This is a genomic window from Streptomyces sp. XH2 (assembly GCF_049725035.1).
In the GTDB taxonomy this organism is placed as follows: Bacteria; Actinomycetota; Actinomycetes; order Streptomycetales; family Streptomycetaceae; genus Streptomyces; species Streptomyces roseoverticillatus.
In genome coordinates this window covers 1-17,177 of the sequence record NZ_JBMMMZ010000008.1, presented here as the reverse complement: position 1 = coordinate 17,177, position 17,177 = coordinate 1, and the positions used below count along the sequence as shown (strand labels likewise).

Sequence of the window (17,177 nt, the reverse complement as noted above, 5' to 3'; positions counted from 1 at the left end):
GGTTTTTTTTTCCGCGGGCCCGCCCGCCCTAGGTTACCCCACCGCGGGGGGGGGCCCCCCCCGCCGGGGGGGCCCACCGCCCTGCACATTCCGCTTACCTGCCCGGAGGGATCACGCGCCGGTGGCGCTGCCCGCCACCCACGCGCTCCAGTCCATGTTCCAGCCGTTGAGGCCGTTCTCGGGGGCGATGGTCTTGTCGGGCGAGTTCTTCACCTCGACGACGTCACCGATCTGGGAGTTGGTGAAGAACCAGGCACCCGAGGTGTTGGGGTCGTCCGCGCCCTGCTTGTCCTGCAGGCCGATGCAGCCGTGGCTGGTGTTGGCGACACCGAAGATGCCGCTGCCCCAGTAGTTGCCGTGGATGAACGTGCCGGACGTGGACAGCCGCATGGCGTGCGGCACGTCCTTGATGTCGTACTCGCCCTTGCCGTCGCCCTTGGTGAAGCCGACGGTCGAGCCGTCCATCCGGGTCTCCTTGAACTTCTCGGAGATCACCATCTTGCCGTTGTACGTGGGGTTCTCGGGGCTGCCGGCCGAGATCGGGATGGTCTTGATGGTCTTGCCGTCCCGGACGACCGTCATCTGGTGGGACTTGGTGTCCACCGTGGAGACCTGGGAGTGACCGATCTTGAAGGAGACGGTCTTCTTCTGCACACCCTTGACGCCCGGCGCGCCCTCGACGCCGTCGAGGTCGAGCTTCAGGGTGACGTCGGAGTTGGCCTTCCAGTACTCCTGCGGACGGAAGTCGATGCGCTGGTCACCGAACCAGTGGCCGACGACCTTCTGGCCGCTGCTCGAGTTCACCTCGATGTGCGACTGGACGGCCTTGCGGTCCTTGATCGGCTTGTCGAAGTTGATCGACACGGGCATGCCGACGCCGACGGTCGAGCCGTCCTCCGGCGTGAACGCGCCGATGAAGCTGTTGGTGGGCGAGACGGTGGTGAACGAGGAGTTCTCCGTGGCCTTGCGGTTGGCGGAGTCCACGGCCTCGACCACGATCTTGTACTTGGTCGAGCGCTCCAGCTGCGCCTTGGGCTGCCACGAGGTCTTGTCCGGCGATATCGTGCCCTCGACCGGGGTGCCCTTGTCCGTCGTCATCTTGACGCTCACGAGCGTGCCGTCACTGACGGTGACCTTGGCGTTGTCCGCCGTGATACCCGCGTTGGTCGAGCCGTCCTTCTGAGCGATCTTGATCTGCGCCTTGGAGGCTTCCTTGGCGGCCGCGGCATCGACCTTGTTCTGCTCCTTGCCGCTGCCGCTGCTGCTGGAGCTGCTCTTGCCGCCGTCGTCATCGCCGCCGCAGGCGGCGAGGGTCAGTACACCGCCGAGCACAGCGGCCGCGGCCGCGAGGGCCTTGCGGCGCTTGCCGTACGTCATCACACGCTTCTCCATTGCTCCTGCGGCCCCTATCCCCGAGCCGAACCGTGGGGCAGCACGATTCCCGGCTACTACTTCAGGAACGCCTGCACCGGTTCGTCCGTTCCACACCCCTGGAGAATGTGGGGAAGGCCACGCCTGGCTGACTCCCCTCGGAGGGGCGCCATGATAGCGGTGGAGCTGGTGACGGCGGGGCGGTTGACGTGGCGCGGGGCGGCGGTGACCGACGGAAACCCCGTGGCTTCCTCCTGGCCGTTCGTATCACTACCATCAGGTCACTGACATCGAGTCAGTCCGGGGGAGGCGGCCGTGCCGCGCCCCAATCTCCGCCGCCTCAAGGGGGATTCGTCCGTGACCGCACGCCGACCGCTGCTGACCGCCGTCGCCGCAGGGTCGCTCCTGTGTGCGGTGTGGTTCATGCCGACCGCGAACGCCACGGTCGACCGGGCGGAGCGTCCCGCGCCGCGCCCGGCGTCCGCGGTGCAGCCCGCACAGGCCGCTGAGCAGCACCTTTCCCTCGCCGACTCGGGCAGTGTGGACACCACTCCCTACGTTTTCGGGGGAGTTGCCCTCGTGGCGGCGGGCGGTGCGCTGGTGACGGTCGCCGTGCGCAGGACGCGCACGGCGGACCGCTGACCAACTTTTACCTTTTTTACCTTCGGCTTTTACCTTCGTCTTACGCCAGCGGACCCGTTACGGGTTCAACCGCTTCGACGAGCTTCCCGGCCCGTACGAACTCCTCCGCGCGCGCCAGGTCCGGGGCGAGGAAGCGGTCCGCGCCGGGGCCCTCCACGCCCGCCGCGCGCACGGCCTTGAGCACGGCCTGCGTGGCGGGCGAGGGGGTGAGGCCCTCGCGCAGCTCGACGGCGCGGGTCGCGGCGACGAGCTCGACGGCGATGACGCGCGTGAGGGCGGCCACGGCCGTACGGAGCTTGCGGGCGGCCGACCAGCCCATGGAGACGTGGTCCTCCTGCATCGCGGAGGAGGGGATGGAGTCCACCGAAGCGGGGACGGCCAGCCGCTTCATCTCGCTGACCAGGGCGGCCTGGGTGTACTGCGCGATCATCAGGCCGGAGTCGACGCCCGCGTCGCCGGCCAGGAACGGCGGCAGGCCGTGCGAGCGGTTCTTGTCCAGCAGCCGGTCCGTGCGGCGCTCGGCGATGGAGGCCAGGTCGGCGGCGGCGATGGCGAGGAAGTCGAGGACGTAGGCGACGGGGGCGCCGTGGAAGTTGCCGTTGGACTCGACGCGGCCGTCGGGCAGCACCACGGGGTTGTCGACGGCGGAGGCGAGCTCGCGGTCGGCGACCAGGCGGGCGTGCGCGAGGGTGTCGCGGCCGGCGCCGGCGACCTGCGGGGCGCAGCGGATGGAGTACGCGTCCTGGACGCGCGGCGCGTCGTCCTGGTGGTGCCCGGTGAGCCCGGAGCCGGCGAGGACGCGCAGCATGTTGTCGGCGCTGGCGCCCTGGCCCGGGTGGGGCCTGATGGCGTGCAGCTCGGGCGCGAGGACCTTCTCGGTGCCGAGCAGGGCCTCCAGCGACAGGGCGGCGGTGACGTCGGCCGAGGTGTAGAGGCGGGCGAGGTCGGCGCAGGCCATGACGAGCATGCCGAGCATGCCGTCGGTGCCGTTGAGGAGGGCCAGGCCCTCCTTCTCGCGCAGCTCGACGGGCTCGATGCCGTGCTCGGCGAGGAGCTGCCCGGCCGGGCGGACGACGCCGTCGGGGCCCTCGGCGTCGCCCTCGCCCATGAGCGTGAGCGCGCAGTGGGAGAGCGGCGCGAGGTCGCCGGAGCAGCCCAGGGAGCCGTACTCGTGCACGACGGGGGTGATGCCGGCGTTGAGGATCGCCGCCATGGTCCCGACCACGAGGGGGCGCACGCCGGTGCGGCCCGAGGCGAGGGTCTTCAGGCGCAGGAACATCAGCGCGCGGACGACCTCGCGCTCGACGCGCGGGCCCATGCCGGCGGCGTGCGAGCGCACGATGTTGCGCTGCAGCTGGGCGCGCAGCTCGGGGCTGATGTGGCGGACGGCGAGGGCTCCGAAGCCGGTGGAGACGCCGTAGACGGGGTCGGGCTTGGCGGCGAGGTCGTCGATGACGCGGCGCGACGCGGCAACCGCGGCCAGCGCTTCGTCCGAGACGACGACGCGCGCGGCGCCCCGCGCCACGGCGATCACGTCTTCCGCGGTCGTCCCGGCCGTCCCCACCACCACAGTGTGCATATCCATATTCAGGCACCCTAGAGACTGAATCGCTGCCTGTACATAGCCGATGGGTTGCCTGTCAGGTACAACGCGTAGGGACCCGTTCCGCATGCCGGACCGGGGCGAATATCCGGACTCCCCTCACGGCCGCCGCCCGCGGAACCGCCGCCGCTCGGCCACCGGCGCGGCGGGCGGATGATCGGCGAGCTGGACCACGGGATCGGCCGGGCCCCCGGCCCGCCCGGCGACGACCGGCCCGGCCGCCCGCGCCGCCTTCGCCCGGTACTGCGCCGCGTCGGCGAGCCGGAACAGCCGCCGGGCCGTGGCCACCGGGCCGATCGGGTCACCGGTGGAGGCGATGCCGCAGGAGACCCCCTCGCCCAGCTCCAACGCCGCGGCGCGGCGGCACAGTTCGGCGGCCACATCGACGACCTCGTCCGCGTCCGGACCCACCGTCAGCAGGCAGAACTCGTCCCCGCCCAGCCGCGCCGCCAGCGCGCCCGGCAGCATCGCGCCGCACAGCGACAGCACCGAGCCGAACCTCTCCAGCAGACGGTCACCGACCGCATGTCCCAGGGTGTCGTTGACCCGCTTGAGCCCGTTGAGATCACACACCACGAGACTGACGACGACCCCGTCCGCGAGGTGCCGCTCCACCGCCTCGTCCAGCCGCGCGTCGACCGCGCGCCGGTTGGCGAGCCCGGTCAGCGGATCGGTGAAGGCCAGCCGCCGGACCTCCTCCAGCTGCTCGGTCTGCGCGATCCCCGCCGCCGCCACGGCTGCCAGGACGGTCGCGAAGTCGGCGTCCTGGCGGCCGAAGGCGGGCGCTCCGGGCGGCCGGGCCACGTACAGCTCGCCCCAGGCCCGCCCGTGCAGGACGACCGGCGCGACGACGCAGTAGCCCCGGCCGCGGCGGCGCAGCGCGGCCACCCGCTCCTGCCGGTACGCGCCCTGCCCGCCGCCCGGCTCCGCGGCCCCGTCCATGCTCTCGACCCACGCGCGGGGCTCGGTGCCGCCGCCCGCCCACTCCTCGTGGAGGAACTCCGCGATCTCGGGGAAGTCGTGCACGGGATAGGACTCGTCCTCCGGGAAGCGCTCCTCCCCCGCGGTCAGCTCCCCCGCGTTGACCAGGACGCGCAGCCGCCCGCGCTCACGCTCCCACACGGACACGGCGGCGAAGCTGCCGCCCAGCGCGGTCATCACCCGCTCCGCGGCGGCGGCCACCGTGTCCAAGGGGGTACGCGCCGCCGCCATCGACTGCGCCAGCTCCACCACGGCACGCAGCCGATCGTCGCACTCCCCGCCTGCTGCCACCCGAGCCTCACATTCCGTTGCTGAGCGCAGATTCTGCACTCCAGCCTAAGAATGTCGGGCCCATTCCGCCCCATGACGGCCGTAGCGCCCTTCCGTCACTTCTTCCTCAGAGGGGCGCTAGAACCCGGGCCAGTCGGGCTTCCGCTTCTCGTTGAAGGCGGCGACGCCCTCGGCCCGGTCACCGGAGAAGGCCACGGACCGCCAGGCGGCGTCCTCGACCTCCAGCCCGGCCCGCAGATCGAGCCCGTGCCCGAGCCGCAGGGCGCGCTTGGCGGCGCGGAGGCCGACAGGCGAGTTGGCGGCGATCCGCTCGGCGAGGGCGAGCGCCTCGACCCGGTCCTGCCCTTCGCCGACCAACTGATCGACGAGCCCCAGCCGCTCGGCCTCCACGGCCTCCACCCGCCGAGCACTGAAAATCAACTCGGCAGCACGGGCGGCCCCCACCCGCCGAGGCAGCAGCTGAGTACCGCCCCCACCGGGAATGACACCCACGGACACCTCGGGCAGTCCCACGACGGCCGTGGCGTCGGCGACGATCACATCGCAGGACAGGGCGAGCTCGAACCCGCCCCCGAGGGCGAACCCGTGCACGGCCGCGATGGTGGGCATGGGCAGCTCCAGCACACCCGTGTACGCGGCACGGGCATGCGGCCGCTGCCGGCTCAGATCAGCGTCGGTGAAGGAGTTCCGCTCCTTCAGATCGGCACCCACGCAAAAAGCCCGCTCATGGGTGGACGTAAGAACGACGACCCGCACGGATTCGTCAGCGGCAAGAGCACGAGTCGCCTCACCGAGCCGCCCGGCCAGTTCACTGGAGACGGCGTTCATGGCCTTGGGCCGGTCAAGCACGAGCTCGGCGACATGCCCGTGCCGCCGAACCGCAATCCACTCTCCGAAACGCTGCTCGCTCATGGCCTTCACCCTCCGGGTACGGGTTAACGCTCGTAAACCTGCGGTACCCAGATCATGCCCTGCACCCACCCGGCGGGGCCATACCCGCAGGGAATGCCCTCAGCGCAGCTTCGAACGGGCCCCGCCCGGCCGGTTGCCCCGCGCCCGCCGCCGCACGGCACGGGGCCGACGCCCCGTCAGCCGCCCCTCCGGCGCAGGAGCCACGGCTCCACCATCCCCAGCCCCCGCACCGGCCGCTGCCACATCGGCTGGAGCGCGAACCGGTACCCGTCCCCGGCCCCCTCCTCCACCTCCGCCTCCGCCTTCGGCGCGTCCCCGCTCCGCGTCAGTTCCTCCGCCAGCGCCTGGTCGACCAGCACGGCGTCCTTCGGCGCTATCGACGTCAGCCGCGACGCCAGGTTCACCGTCGTGCCGAAGACGTCGCCCATCCGCGTCGTCACGGTCCCGAAGGCGATCCCGACCCGCAGTTCGGGCATGGTCTCGTCGTGCGTCATGGTCTCGATGAGCCGCAGCCCGATCTCGGCCGCGGTCCCCGCGTCATCAGCGGAGTACAGCACCTCGTCACCCAGCGTCTTGATCAGCCGGCCGCCGTGCGCGGCCACCAGATCCGCCGCCGTGGTCTCGAACGCCTCGACGAGCTCCCCGAGCTCCTCTTCCTCCAGACGCCGCGTCAAGCGCGTGAAACCGACCAGATCAGCGAACCCGACCGCCAGCCGCCGGTCCACCATCTCCGCGTCGTCCTGGGCCTGGACCACCCGCCCCGTGGCCGCCGCCAGCTGCCGCCGCCACACGTAGATCAGGAACTCTTCCAGCTCCGGCAGCAGCAGCTCGACCAGCGGGTACGTGATCTCCGTCCGCGTCATGCCGGGTTCCTGGGGCTCCGTCAGGCCCTCCAGGAAGGAGTCGATCTGCCAGTCGGCGAGCCGGGCCGTCGTCTGCCCGGTCGACCGGGCCACCTGCACGGCCATCGGCTCGCTGAGCAGCCCCGCCTCCACGAGGCCCGCGAGCCGCCGCAGGGCGAGCACGTCCGCCTCGGTCAGGGCCCGCGCCTGCCCGATGTCGGCGAAGCCCATGGCCCGCCAGAAGCGGGAGGCGAGGTCCATGGAGACGCCGGCCGCGCGGGCGGCCTGGAAGGGGGTGTAGCGGCGCTCCGCACCGAGGATCAGCGCTTCGAGCTGCAGCGCGATGGGGTCGCCGCCCTCGTCTCCGCCCTCGTCGCCGTCGTACTCCTCGACGCCACCAGTGGCGGCACCTTCGACCCCGTCGGCGGTCACCGCCCGCCCCCTGTCCGATCCGTGCGCACTGCCCTGCCGATCACTGCTCGCTTAGGTTCCGGGCACAACGATACGACAGGTGTGCCGTAGCTCACTCTTCCGACGGGGCGGAGGGCCCGTCGGCCCCTCCACCGAGCCCCCCACCGGACCGCCACGGGCCCCTCCACCGAACCTCCACCAACCCCTCAGCCGGCCCCTCCGACGGACCGCAGATGAACGATGTCCCCGGCCCCCACGGGCCGCTGCACCCCGTCCCCCGTGGCCAGCACCAGCCGCCCGTCCCCGTCCACGGCCACGGCCTCCCCGACCAGCTCACCGCCGCCCGGCAGTTCGGCCCGCACGTTCCGCCCGAGCGTCGCGCACCCCGCCGCGTACGCCTCCTGCAGCCGGCTCCGCGCCGGATCGCCCCCGGCGTCCCGCCAGAGGCCGTACCACTCCTCCAGCGAACGGAGTACGGCGCGCAGCAGCGGATCGCGGTCGAGGACCTGCGCCCCGGCCAGGGCGAGCGAGCCCGCCGTGGGGACGGGCAGCTCGTCGGCCCGCAGGGACACGTTGAGCCCGATCCCGATCACGACCGCGTCGCCGGTCCGCTCGGCGAGGATCCCCCCGGTCTTCCGTTCCTCCTCCCCCACCGTCACCAGCAGGTCGTTGGGCCACTTGAGCGCGGTGTCGACCCCGGCGGCCCGGGACAGCGCGGAAGCGGTCGCGACCCCGGCGAGGAGCGGCAGCCACCCCCACCGCTCCGCGGGCACGCCCGCGCCGGGCCGCAGCAGCACGGAGAAGAAGAGCCCGGAGCGCGCCGGCGCGGACCACGTGCGGTCGAGCCGCCCGCGCCCCGAGGACTGCTCCTCGGCCACGAGCACGGCCCCCTCGGCCTTTCCGGCGGCGGCGGAGGCCGCCTCGACGAGGTCGGTGTTGGTGGACCCGGTCCGGGCGACGACGTCCAGGGAGGTCCACAGGGAGCCGGGCCGGATGAGCCCGCGCCGCAGCGCGGTGACGTTGAGCGGTGGCCGGTCGAGATCGGACCAGTGGCTTCCAGCAGAAGGAGGGGTCATGGGGCCCACCATAGGAGAGGAAACGGAAGCAATTCGGTGTGGCCAACGACGCACTGTTCCCACGCATCCGCGCGGATACGCTACGGACCGGTAGCAAGGACACCCCCCGGTAGACCAGTAGCCCACCTCTGGACGAGCAGGAGCCGCATCCCGATGTCCGAGCCGGAACACGACATCCACACCACCGCGGGCAAGCTCGCGGATCTGCAACGCCGGATCGACGAGGCCACCCACGCCGGCTCCGCCCGTGCCGTGGAGAAGCAGCACGCCAAGGGCAAGCTGACCGCCCGTGAGCGGATCGAACTCCTCCTGGACGAGGGTTCCTTCGTCGAGCTCGACGAATTCGCCCGCCACCGCTCGACGAACTTCGGCATCGAGAAGAACCGCCCGTACGGCGACGGCGTCGTGACCGGCTACGGCACGGTCGACGGCCGCACCGTCTGCGTCTACTCGCAGGACTTCACGGTCTTCGGCGGTTCGCTCGGCGAGGTCTACGGCGAGAAGATCGGCAAGGCCATGGACTTCGCGCTGAAGACCGGCTGCCCGATCGTCGGGATCAACGACGGCGGCGGCGCCCGCATCCAGGAGGGCGTGGTCGCCCTCGGCCTGTTCGGCGAGATCTTCCGCCGGAACGTGCACGCCTCGGGCGTGGTCCCGCAGATCTCCCTGATCGTCGGCCCGTGCGCGGGCGGCGCGGTCTACTCCCCCGCGATCACCGACTTCACGGTCATGGTCGACCAGACGTCGCACATGTTCATCACGGGCCCGGACGTCATCAAGACGGTCACGGGCGAGGACGTCGGCTTCGAGGAGCTGGGCGGCGCCCGCACGCACAACACCACCTCGGGCGTGGCGCACCACATGTCCGGGGACGAGAAGGACGCCATCGAGTACGTGAAGGCGCTCCTCTCCTACCTCCCCTCGAACAACCTCTCCGAGCCGCCGGCCTACCCCGAGGAGGCGGACCTGGAGATCTCGCCGGCCGACGGCGAGCTGGACGCGCTGATCCCGGACTCGGCCAACCAGCCGTACGACATGCACACCGCGATCGAGCACGTGCTGGACGACGGCGAGTTCCTGGAGACCCAGGCCCTGTTCGCGCCGAACATCATCACCGGCTTCGGGCGTGTCGAGGGCCACCCGGTCGGCATCGTCGCGAACCAGCCGCTCCAGTTCGCGGGCTGCCTGGACATCAACGCGAGCGAGAAGGCCGCCCGCTTCGTCCGCACGTGCGACGCGTTCAACGTGCCGGTGCTGACCTTCGTCGACGTGCCGGGCTTCCTCCCGGGCACCGACCAGGAGTACAACGGCATCATCCGCCGCGGCGCCAAGCTGATCTACGCGTACGCGGAGGCGACCGTCCCGCTGATCACGGTGATCACGCGGAAGGCGTTCGGCGGGGCGTACGACGTGATGGGCTCCAAGCACCTCGGCGCCGATCTCAACCTCGCGTGGCCGACCGCGCAGATCGCCGTCATGGGCGCCCAGGGCGCGGTCAACATCCTGCACCGCCGCACGATCGCCGCGGCGGAGACGGACGAGGAGCGGGAGGCGCTGCGCGCGCGGCTGATCGCGGACTACGAGGACGCGCTGCTCAACCCGTACGCGGCGGCGGAACGGGGCTACGTGGACGCGGTGATCATGCCGCACGAGACGCGCCGCCACATCGTGCGGGGCCTGCGGGCGCTGCGCGACAAGCGCGAGGCGCTGCCGCCGAAGAAGCACGGCAACATCCCCCTCTAGATCCCTCCGGGAGGCGTCCGGTGATCAAGGTAGTACGGGGCAACCCGACCCCCGAGGAGCTCGCCGCCGCCCTGGCGGTGGTCCAGGCCCGCGCGGCGGCGAGGAGCGCTGCCGCGCCGGGCGACGGTGCGGACGCGGCCCGCCCGGAGTGGTCGGCCCCGGCCCGCCGCCTGGCGGCGGCCCGCATGGCCAAGCCGGGCCCCAGGGCGTGGCGCACGACGTATTGGCCGTCATAGTCGTACAGGTGCATCTTCGTCCGCCGCTCCCGCCCCGGCCCTCGGGCTGGGGCGGGCCGCGGCCCCACCGGCCGCGGCCGACGGGGGTCCGCGCGAGTGCGAGCGGAAGCCGCTCGACCAGGTCGTGACCCCAAGCTGAGTACGGGTACTCAGGCGGTAACCGCCCCGCTCGCGCCACGATGGTTCCGATGCTGTGGTCAGACCCGTCGAACGAACCCCCCGAGGAGCTGCGCGAGGCGCAGGCGATGCTCCGCCGGGCCGGGCTCGTACTCGCGATCGGCGTGATCGCGGCGTTCATCATCCTCGGCCTGCACTGAGGGCACGGCCCGCACTGAGGACACCGCCCGCACCGAGGGCACGGCCGCACCGAGGGCACAGGAAACCCACAGTTACAGGGATCCTGCAACCAAATCCTCCCCACCCGCATCATCGCTAGTGAAATGCCGCGAACCGGGGAGTGCGTCACACCATGAACAAGCCCGTGCGCCACATATCCGTCTTTGTCGGAGTGCTGGTCCTGGCGCTGCTGATCCAGGCGACCTGGGTCCAGTTCGTCCGCAGCGACGAGCTGTCCAACCACAAGGACAACAAGCGGGTGAAGATCGCCTCCTTCGCCCAGCCGCGCGGCAACATCATCGTCGGCGGCCAGCCCATCACCGGCTCCTCCGAGACCACGGGCGACTACAAGTACAAGCGCACGTTCAAGGACGGCGAGATGTACGCCCCGGTCACCGGCTACTCCTCGCAGCTCTACGGCAACAGCCAGCTCGAATTCGTCAACAACAAGCTGCTCAGCGGCACCGACGACAAGCTGTTCCTGCAGCGCACCACCGACATGCTGACCGGCAAGAAGCCCCGCGGCGGCGACGTGGTGACGACCATCGACCCCAAGGCGCAGGAAGCCGCGTTCAAGGGCCTCGGCAAGTACAAGGGCGCCGTCGTCGCCCTCGACCCCCGCACCGGCAAGATCCTCGCGCTCGCCTCCACCCCCTCCTACGACCCCTCGGTCTTCGCGGGGAACACCCTGAAGGACCAGGAGGCGTACAAGAAGCTGGAGGCCGACAAGGACAAGCCGCTGGTCAACCGGGCGATCAAGGAGCGCTACCCCCCGGGCTCCACCTTCAAGATCCTCACCGCGGCGGCCGCCCTCGAACACGGGATCGTCACCGACATCAACGCCAAGGGCAGCGCCCCCGTCCCGTACCCGCTGCCGCTGAGCACCACCAAGGTCCGCAACGACGTCCAGACCGACGAGTGCGTCAACGGCTCCCTGATGGCCGGCCTCCAGTGGTCCTGCAACAACGTCTTCCTCGACCTGGCCGACAAGCTGGGCAAGGACAAGATGCGGGAGACCGCGGAGAAGTTCGGGTTCAACAACAAGGACCTCTTCATCCCCAACGGCACCGTCGAGTCCATCTACCCCAAGAACCTCGACCGTCCGCAGACCGCCCTCACCGGCATGGGCCAGGGCAGCCTCGACAGCACCCCGCTGCAGATCGCGATGATGACGGCCGCGCTGGCCAATGACGGCAAGCTCATGAAGCCGTACCTCGTCGAGGAGCTCCGCGACCCGAACCTGAACACGCTGGAGAAGCACAAGCCCGAGCAGATGTCGCAGGCCGTCTCCGCCGACACGGCGAAGAAGGTCCAGCAGATGATGGAGAACACCGCCAAGAACGGCACCGGCAAGGCGGCCCTCATCGACGGCGTCACCGTCGGCGCCAAGACCGGCACGGCGCAGCACGGCGTCAACAACGAGAAGCTCCCGTACGCCTGGTTCGTCTCCTACGCCAAGCAGGGCGACGGCTCCCCCGTCGCCGTCGCCGTCTTCATCGACCCCGACGGCTCCGGCATCGACCGCGACGAGATCCACGGCGGCGCGCTCGCCGGCCCGATCGCGAAGAAGGTCATGGAGGCCATCGTCAAGAAGTAGGGGCCCGGGGATCACCCACGGGGTTGTCTACGATGGCGGGCATGACCGCTCAGCGCCGCCGCCTCGTCCTCGGCTCCCAGTCCCCCGCCCGCCTCGGCCTGCTCAAGGCCGCCGGGCTCGACCCCGAGGTGCTGGTCAGCGGCGTCGACGAGGACGCCCTGACGGCCGCCACGCCCGGCGAGCTCGCCCGCGTCCTCGCCGAGGCCAAGGCCGACGCGGTCGCCGCCCGGCCGGAAGCGGCCGGAGCGCTGGTCATCGGCTGCGACTCCGTCCTGGAACTGGACGGTCAGGCCCTGGGCAAGCCGGAGGACGCCGAGGACGCCACCGCCCGCTGGAAGTCGATGCGCGGCCGGTCCGGGATCCTCCGGACCGGCCACTGCATCATCGACACGGCCACGGGCCGCCGGGTGTCGGCGACCGCTTCCACGACCGTGCGGTTCGGCGAGCCCTCCGACGCCGAGATCGCCGCGTACGTCGCGACGGGTGAGCCGCTGTACGTCGCGGGCGCCTTCACTCTCGACGGCCGCTCCGCCCCCTTCATCGAGGGGATCGAGGGCGACCACGGGAACGTCGTCGGCCTGTCCCTGCCGCTGCTGCGCAAGCTGCTCGCCGAGGTCGGTGTCTCCATCACGGAGCTGTGGGTCTAGCGCCTCTTCAGCTCTTCAGCTCATTCGGCTCTTCGGCTCTTTACATCGGCAGGAGGCCGGTCACCGGCGCGAGCAGCCCGAGCACCGGGTCGAGCGCCTGGGAGGCCTGCCCCAGCTGGTTGAGCTGGTTCAGCTTGTTGAGCTGGTTCGTCCCGTCCGGGTAGATGCTCGTCGGCGGCTTCGCGTCCATGCCGTCCGGCGGGGCGATGGGCGGGGCGACGACGCCCCCGGAGTGGGAGACGGGCGGCTGAGGCATCGGAGCCGCCGAGGCGGCAGTGGCGGTCAGGGCGAGGGCGGCGCCGCTGAGGACGGCGACAGAAACGATGCGCTTCATCATGACCGCCACAACGAGGTCACCGCGCCTCGGTCACCATTCCTTCCGCCACTCGGGGGGCGCTCCCCAGAAATGCACGGGCCGTGCTGAGGAGGAGAAGTGTGTGCACGAGCCTGCCGTCGGCGGTGGGTTTGCACCACCACGAGAGCGGCCATGTGGCGCCGTACAGCGCGGGAATGAGCACGTAGTCGAGCCGAGTGACGCCTTTCGGCCATGAGCGGCCGGACGTACTTCCGGGGTTGAGGAGGAAGTACATGGCCTCGCCGCGGTTCGCTTCCGCGATGATCGGACCGGGGCGGCCGCGGGTGAGCATGGCCATGGCATTGGCCAGACGGTGGCCGTCACTGCCGCCGACTCGGACGGCGTCGAAGTGGACGCCGGTTTTACGGAGTTGGTGTCCGGCGCGGGGCAGCCACTCGGTTTCGGTCACATGGACTTGCTGATTCATGTGACGAGCATCACCGGGCCCCGCTAGGTTTTCCATCACGGAGCGTGGACGTGCGCTAACAGTGCGCCGCACTCGAACGCGCCTTGAGTCCAGTTGAGACAAGTGGAAGCCGGGGGTCGGGGAATGGCGAGCCAGGAGAATAAGGACCGGGCGTCGACGGCGGCGCAACTCACGTCCGATATCACACGGTTGCTGCGGAAGCTGGCGGGCATGACACAGGAGGAGCTGGGGGCGCAGATCGGCTACACAGGGTCGGCCATCAGCGCGCTGGAGACGGGCGCACAGCCTGCGACCGAGCAGATGCTGGATGGCCTGGAGAAGGCCATTGGTAGCGGGATGGGCATCTTCAAGGCGGCGAAGAAGTACGTGCGGCTGGACAAGTACCCGACCTTCTTCAAGGACTTCGCCCGCCTGGAACAAGCAGCCCTGACGCTCTGCACGTACGAAACACTCGTGGTCGACGGCCTCTTCCAGACCGAAGACTACGCACGCGCGCTGATCGGCGGCGGATATCCGCCGCTGCCGGAGTACATGGTCGAGGAATTGGTCGAAGCCCGAATGGCACGCAAGGCAGTATTCGACCGCGAGCCGACAGCACTGGTCGAGATGGTCCTGGAGGAGTCCGTGCTGCGCCGCCCGTTCGGCAGCTGGGATGTCCTCCGCGGGCAGCTGAGGCACCTCATTGAGGTCGCGGAACGACCCAACGTCAGCGTCCAAGTGCTGCCTATGGACCGCGGCCTACGAGGTCGGAATGCTGGGGCTCGTGGCCCGATGAAACTAGTGCAGACTCCGGAGCATCGCATGATGGTCTACCTGGAAGTACAGGACACGAGCAGCCTGATCAGCGAACCCGCTGACGTGACACGGCACTTCCATCGCTACACGAAGATCCGCGAGCAGGCCCTCGGTCGCGACGATTCACTGGGCCTCATCGAGCGAGTGATGGGAGAACTGTGAACGCCCCCTTGAAGTGGCATAAATCCAGCTACAGCAGTGACGGCGGCGGCAACTGTCTCGAAGTGGCCTTCGAGTGGCACAAGTCGAGCTACAGCGCCGGGGACGGTGGCGACTGCGTAGAAGTCGGTGCCGACTGGCACAAGTCGAGCTACAGCGACGACAGTGGCGGCCACTGCGTCGAAGTCGCCGCCGACTGGCAGAAGTCCAACTACTGTGACGGGAGCGGCGGCGACTGCCTGGAGGTCGCCAGACGCCCAAACCGCGCACCGGTTCACATACGGGACTCCAAGAACCCCACCGGCCCCACCCTCACCCTCAACCCCTCCACATGGTCAAGTTTCCTCGGACATGTCAAGGTGCATATTCCGGTATAGCCACCGACTCCACCCCCTGAGGAGCGAGGAGCCAGCCATGCCGAGGATCCTGATCACCACCGGAGACGCCGCCGAGGACCTGGAGGTCCTGTACCCCTACCAGCGCCTGCTGGAGGAGGGCTACGAGGTGGACATCGCCGCCCCCACCGTGAAGCAGCTCCAGTTCGTCGTGCACGACTTCGTCGCGAGCTTCGACACGTACACGGAGAAGCTCGGTCACAGCTGGCCCGCGGACGTCGCGCTGGCGAACGTGAACCCGGCGGACTACGCCGCGGTCGTCATCCCCGGCGGCCGCGCGCCGGAGTTCCTGCGGCTGGATCCGGACTTCCAGCGGATCATCAAGTGGTTCTTCACCCACAACAGGCCCATCGCTCACATCTGTCACGCCGTGACCGCCCTGACGCCCCTGGGCGTCCTCAAGGGCCGCCGCACCGCAGCTTGGCCCGCCTGCAGGCCGGACGTCCAGCTGGCGGGCGGCACGTTCGTGGACGCGGAGGCGGTCGTCGACGGGAACATGGTGTCGGCCCGCGCCTGGAACGACCAGCCCGCCTGGATGCGCGCCTTCGTGGAGCTGCTCCGGGAGACCGCACCGGTCAAGAGCTAGCCGCTAGCCGCCAAGAGCCGGCCGCAGGCGCCCTGTGCGAGGCTGGGAGGTCCGTCCGCCCAGCCTCCGAAGGGAACCCCGTACCGCCATGTCCCAGTCCGTGGACCGCGCCCTCGACGTCCTGGACGCCGTCTCCGCGACAAGCGACCCCGTGCCCGCCAAGGCACTGGCCCGGCAGCTCGGCTACAGCCTCTCCACGGTGTACGAGATCCTCGGCACGCTCACGGCCCGCGGGCACCTGGTCCGCACGCCCACCGGCTACGCGCTCGGCTATCGCGTACCGGCCCTGCACCAGGCGTTCCAGCGGCAGATGCGGCTGGACGACGCCGTGCACGCCCTCCTCCTCCGCGCCCGGCGCGAGGCGGGCGCGGACACGTACTTCAGCACGTACCGCGACGGGGCCATCGCCGTCCTCGCGGGGAACGCCGCAGTCCCGTCCACCGGTGGCTTCACGGTGGGCCGGGACCTCGACGGGCACGCCACGGCCCACGGCAAGGTGCTGCTGTCCGCGCTGCCGCGGGCCGCGCGCATGCGCTACCTGACCGGCACCGGAATGCGGGCGATCACACCGCGGACGATCACGTCGCCGGCCCGCCTCGACGCGGAGCTGCTGCGCGTGCGGCGGGAGGGGGTCGCCGTGGAGGTGGAGGAGTGCGCGCCGGGAGTGGCGTGCGTGGCGGTGCCCGTACCGGCCGCGGCGGGAGGCCGCTCCATGAGGGCCGTATCGGCGGCTCTGCCCCTGGAGGACTTCCACCGCCGTCGTGCCCGGCTGACGGACACGCTGCGCCACGTGGCGGCGGAGGCGGCGAAGTTGGCCGCGCATCAGCGCGGGGCGGCGGCCTCCACCGGCTGATTCCAGCGCTCGGGGTCGTACGCCAGCAGCGTGGCGACGATCAGCGCGAGGACGGCCATGACGGCCGCGAACGCGCCCCAGCCGACGACCCCGACGCAGAACGCGCCCAGCAGGCCGTGCACGACGCCGCAGGTGATCAGCAGAATCCTTCCGGCCGTACGGGACGGGCGGTCGCGCAGAGCCGCGCGGAGGGCTACGAAGGCGCAGAGCAGCAGGTAGAGCGCGAAGAGCCCGCCGGCGATCCACGCGGCTAGGGACATCAGCCGCGGATCGCTCCCCGCGAGGGACATCCGCTGGCGGCGGACGACGACGCCGAGGATCCAGTTGATGAGGGCGATGCCCAGGCCCTCGGCGGTGAGGGCGAGCGCGGCGAGGCCGGCGACGGACCGGCGCAAGCGGACGGTCATTCGTCACCCCTCCCCCCACCCCGTGCGGGTGATTGCTGCGCGTTACCGCGGGTACGACGTCATGGAGGACGCTACTCACGGGTAGATCCCGGGGCAAGGGGTGCGGCGGCCGCGCGGCGCGGATCTCGGATCCGCAAACTTTGGCCCACCCGTTCGTAGGGACTCAACAAAGAAAGCTGTTTCCCGCTCCTCGCCGCGGTTCGAGAGCTCTGCCACAACCAAAGGTCGGCGGAGACCCTCATACCCGGCGTACCGTGGGAGAACTGGGGACTTTGGCGCGCACACGGCCTCCGGTTCACGCTCCGTGTGGGCAAGCTCACCTAGGGAGTCGGCTCGGCACAGAGTGTCGCCAGTACCTAAACTCACCTTGTTTCAAGGAGGGAGCCATCGTGCGCAAGGTGCTCATCGCCAACCGTGGCGAAATCGCTGTCCGCGTTGCTCGCGCGTGCCGGGATGCCGGGATTGCCAGTGTGGCGGTCTACGCGGATCCGGACCGTGACGCGTTGCATGTC

Annotated in this window: 20 protein-coding genes; 11 read left to right on the top strand and 9 right to left on the bottom strand. The window is 70.5% G+C overall.

The annotated features are described in order from the left end of the window. Positions 1-111: 111 nt before the first annotated feature. Positions 112-1,392, bottom strand: coding sequence for a L,D-transpeptidase (locus ACOTKD_RS17365; protein WP_424889872.1), 1,281 nt, complete (start codon positions 1,390-1,392; stop codon positions 112-114). 336 nt (positions 1,393-1,728) lie between these two features. On the opposite strand from ACOTKD_RS17365, the gene ACOTKD_RS17360 reads away from it, so the two are divergent. Beyond that, positions 1,729-2,013 (top strand): hypothetical protein, encoded by a 285-nt coding sequence (locus ACOTKD_RS17360; RefSeq protein ID WP_424889871.1) that lies wholly within the window; start codon positions 1,729-1,731, stop codon positions 2,011-2,013. Between the two features lie 40 nt (positions 2,014-2,053). Here the strand turns inward: ACOTKD_RS17360 and hutH are convergent, their stop codons facing one another. The 5 genes from hutH to ACOTKD_RS17335 form a co-directional block, all read right to left on the bottom strand. Next, on the bottom strand, positions 2,054-3,598 hold the full coding sequence (hutH, locus tag ACOTKD_RS17355) for a histidine ammonia-lyase (protein WP_424889870.1): 1,545 nt from the start codon (positions 3,596-3,598) through the stop codon (positions 2,054-2,056). Positions 3,599-3,715: 117 nt separating this feature from the next. After that, positions 3,716-4,828 carry a diguanylate cyclase domain-containing protein gene (locus tag ACOTKD_RS17350; protein WP_424890174.1) on the bottom strand — a complete coding sequence of 371 codons (1,113 nt, stop codon included), beginning with the start codon at positions 4,826-4,828 and terminating at the stop codon, positions 3,716-3,718. Positions 4,829-5,005: 177 nt separating this feature from the next. Continuing rightward, on the bottom strand, positions 5,006-5,800 hold the full coding sequence (locus ACOTKD_RS17345; RefSeq protein ID WP_424889869.1) for an enoyl-CoA hydratase/isomerase family protein: 795 nt from the start codon (positions 5,798-5,800) through the stop codon (positions 5,006-5,008). Positions 5,801-5,976: 176 nt separating this feature from the next. Next, positions 5,977-7,074 (bottom strand): adenylate/guanylate cyclase domain-containing protein, encoded by a 1,098-nt coding sequence (locus ACOTKD_RS17340; RefSeq protein WP_424889868.1) that lies wholly within the window; start codon positions 7,072-7,074, stop codon positions 5,977-5,979. Positions 7,075-7,259: 185 nt separating this feature from the next. Further along, positions 7,260-8,129, bottom strand: a complete 870-nt coding sequence (locus ACOTKD_RS17335; RefSeq protein WP_424889867.1) for a biotin--[acetyl-CoA-carboxylase] ligase — start codon at positions 8,127-8,129, stop codon at positions 7,260-7,262. A gap of 153 nt (positions 8,130-8,282) precedes the next feature. Here ACOTKD_RS17335 and ACOTKD_RS17330 point away from each other — a divergent pair, with 153 nt between their 5' ends. The 5 genes from ACOTKD_RS17330 to ACOTKD_RS17310 all read left to right on the top strand — a co-directional run bounded on the left by ACOTKD_RS17330 (position 8,283) and on the right by ACOTKD_RS17310 (position 12,688). Next, positions 8,283-9,872 (top strand): acyl-CoA carboxylase subunit beta, encoded by a 1,590-nt coding sequence (locus ACOTKD_RS17330; protein WP_424889866.1) that lies wholly within the window; start codon positions 8,283-8,285, stop codon positions 9,870-9,872. Between the two features lie 20 nt (positions 9,873-9,892). Beyond that, positions 9,893-10,108, top strand: coding sequence for an acyl-CoA carboxylase epsilon subunit (locus ACOTKD_RS17325; RefSeq protein ID WP_424889865.1), 216 nt, complete (start codon positions 9,893-9,895; stop codon positions 10,106-10,108). Positions 10,109-10,296: 188 nt separating this feature from the next. After that, complete coding sequence (mmpB, locus tag ACOTKD_RS17320) at positions 10,297-10,425, top strand: morphogenic membrane protein MmpB (protein WP_424889864.1); 129 nt, start codon at positions 10,297-10,299, stop codon at positions 10,423-10,425. A gap of 152 nt (positions 10,426-10,577) precedes the next feature. Beyond that, entirely contained in the window at positions 10,578-12,041 is a 1,464-nt protein-coding gene (locus tag ACOTKD_RS17315) for a peptidoglycan D,D-transpeptidase FtsI family protein (RefSeq protein WP_424889863.1), read from the top strand. A gap of 32 nt (positions 12,042-12,073) precedes the next feature. Continuing rightward, complete coding sequence (locus tag ACOTKD_RS17310) at positions 12,074-12,688, top strand: Maf family protein (RefSeq protein ID WP_424889862.1); 615 nt, start codon at positions 12,074-12,076, stop codon at positions 12,686-12,688. A gap of 40 nt (positions 12,689-12,728) precedes the next feature. Here ACOTKD_RS17310 and ACOTKD_RS17305 read toward each other — a convergent pair whose 3' ends face one another. Together ACOTKD_RS17305 and ACOTKD_RS17300 are read right to left on the bottom strand one after the other, a co-directional pair. Next, entirely contained in the window at positions 12,729-13,025 is a 297-nt protein-coding gene (locus ACOTKD_RS17305) for a hypothetical protein (RefSeq protein ID WP_424889861.1), read from the bottom strand. A gap of 16 nt (positions 13,026-13,041) precedes the next feature. Continuing rightward, positions 13,042-13,470, bottom strand: coding sequence for a hypothetical protein (locus tag ACOTKD_RS17300; RefSeq protein ID WP_424889860.1), 429 nt, complete (start codon positions 13,468-13,470; stop codon positions 13,042-13,044). Positions 13,471-13,593: 123 nt separating this feature from the next. Between ACOTKD_RS17300 and ACOTKD_RS17295 the strand changes: the two genes are divergently transcribed. The 4 genes from ACOTKD_RS17295 to ACOTKD_RS17280 all read left to right on the top strand — a co-directional run bounded on the left by ACOTKD_RS17295 (position 13,594) and on the right by ACOTKD_RS17280 (position 16,258). Continuing rightward, entirely contained in the window at positions 13,594-14,427 is an 834-nt protein-coding gene (locus ACOTKD_RS17295; protein ID WP_424889859.1) for a helix-turn-helix domain-containing protein, read from the top strand. Continuing rightward, positions 14,424-14,801 (top strand): DUF397 domain-containing protein, encoded by a 378-nt coding sequence (locus tag ACOTKD_RS17290; RefSeq protein ID WP_424889858.1) that lies wholly within the window; start codon positions 14,424-14,426, stop codon positions 14,799-14,801. Before ACOTKD_RS17295 ends, ACOTKD_RS17290 begins: the two co-directional genes overlap by 4 nt. Positions 14,802-14,838: 37 nt before the next feature. Further along, entirely contained in the window at positions 14,839-15,405 is a 567-nt protein-coding gene (locus ACOTKD_RS17285; RefSeq protein ID WP_424889857.1) for a DJ-1/PfpI family protein, read from the top strand. Between the two features lie 88 nt (positions 15,406-15,493). Beyond that, on the top strand, positions 15,494-16,258 hold the full coding sequence (locus ACOTKD_RS17280) for an IclR family transcriptional regulator (protein WP_424889856.1): 765 nt from the start codon (positions 15,494-15,496) through the stop codon (positions 16,256-16,258). On the opposite strand, the gene ACOTKD_RS17275 is transcribed toward ACOTKD_RS17280, so the two are convergent. Beyond that, entirely contained in the window at positions 16,228-16,665 is a 438-nt protein-coding gene (locus ACOTKD_RS17275; RefSeq protein ID WP_424889855.1) for a hypothetical protein, read from the bottom strand. The genes ACOTKD_RS17280 and ACOTKD_RS17275 overlap by 31 nt on opposite strands. 389 nt (positions 16,666-17,054) lie before the next feature. Here ACOTKD_RS17275 and ACOTKD_RS17270 point away from each other — a divergent pair. Beyond that, positions 17,055-17,177: biotin carboxylase N-terminal domain-containing protein (locus ACOTKD_RS17270; RefSeq protein WP_146166841.1), on the top strand; the 123-nt coding region annotated here is incomplete at its 3' end.

Coding starts and splice junctions, on each gene's coding strand:
- ACOTKD_RS17365 (WP_424889872.1), bottom strand. CDS start 1,392: ATGGAGAAGCGTGTGATGACGTACGGCAAGCGCCGCAAGGCCCTCGCG.
- hutH (WP_424889870.1), bottom strand. CDS start 3,598: ATGGATATGCACACTGTGGTGGTGGGGACGGCCGGGACGACCGCGGAA.
- ACOTKD_RS17350 (WP_424890174.1), bottom strand. CDS start 4,828: ATGGCGGCGGCGCGTACCCCCTTGGACACGGTGGCCGCCGCCGCGGAG.
- ACOTKD_RS17345 (WP_424889869.1), bottom strand. CDS start 5,800: ATGAGCGAGCAGCGTTTCGGAGAGTGGATTGCGGTTCGGCGGCACGGG.
- ACOTKD_RS17335 (WP_424889867.1), bottom strand. CDS start 8,129: ATGACCCCTCCTTCTGCTGGAAGCCACTGGTCCGATCTCGACCGGCCA.
- ACOTKD_RS17330 (WP_424889866.1), top strand. CDS start 8,283: ATGTCCGAGCCGGAACACGACATCCACACCACCGCGGGCAAGCTCGCG.
- mmpB (WP_424889864.1), top strand. CDS start 10,297: ATGCTGTGGTCAGACCCGTCGAACGAACCCCCCGAGGAGCTGCGCGAG.
- ACOTKD_RS17315 (WP_424889863.1), top strand. CDS start 10,578: ATGAACAAGCCCGTGCGCCACATATCCGTCTTTGTCGGAGTGCTGGTC.
- ACOTKD_RS17310 (WP_424889862.1), top strand. CDS start 12,074: ATGGCGGGCATGACCGCTCAGCGCCGCCGCCTCGTCCTCGGCTCCCAG.
- ACOTKD_RS17305 (WP_424889861.1), bottom strand. CDS start 13,025: ATGATGAAGCGCATCGTTTCTGTCGCCGTCCTCAGCGGCGCCGCCCTC.
- ACOTKD_RS17300 (WP_424889860.1), bottom strand. CDS start 13,470: ATGAATCAGCAAGTCCATGTGACCGAAACCGAGTGGCTGCCCCGCGCC.
- ACOTKD_RS17295 (WP_424889859.1), top strand. CDS start 13,594: ATGGCGAGCCAGGAGAATAAGGACCGGGCGTCGACGGCGGCGCAACTC.
- ACOTKD_RS17285 (WP_424889857.1), top strand. CDS start 14,839: ATGCCGAGGATCCTGATCACCACCGGAGACGCCGCCGAGGACCTGGAG.
- ACOTKD_RS17280 (WP_424889856.1), top strand. CDS start 15,494: ATGTCCCAGTCCGTGGACCGCGCCCTCGACGTCCTGGACGCCGTCTCC.
- ACOTKD_RS17275 (WP_424889855.1), bottom strand. CDS start 16,665: ATGACCGTCCGCTTGCGCCGGTCCGTCGCCGGCCTCGCCGCGCTCGCC.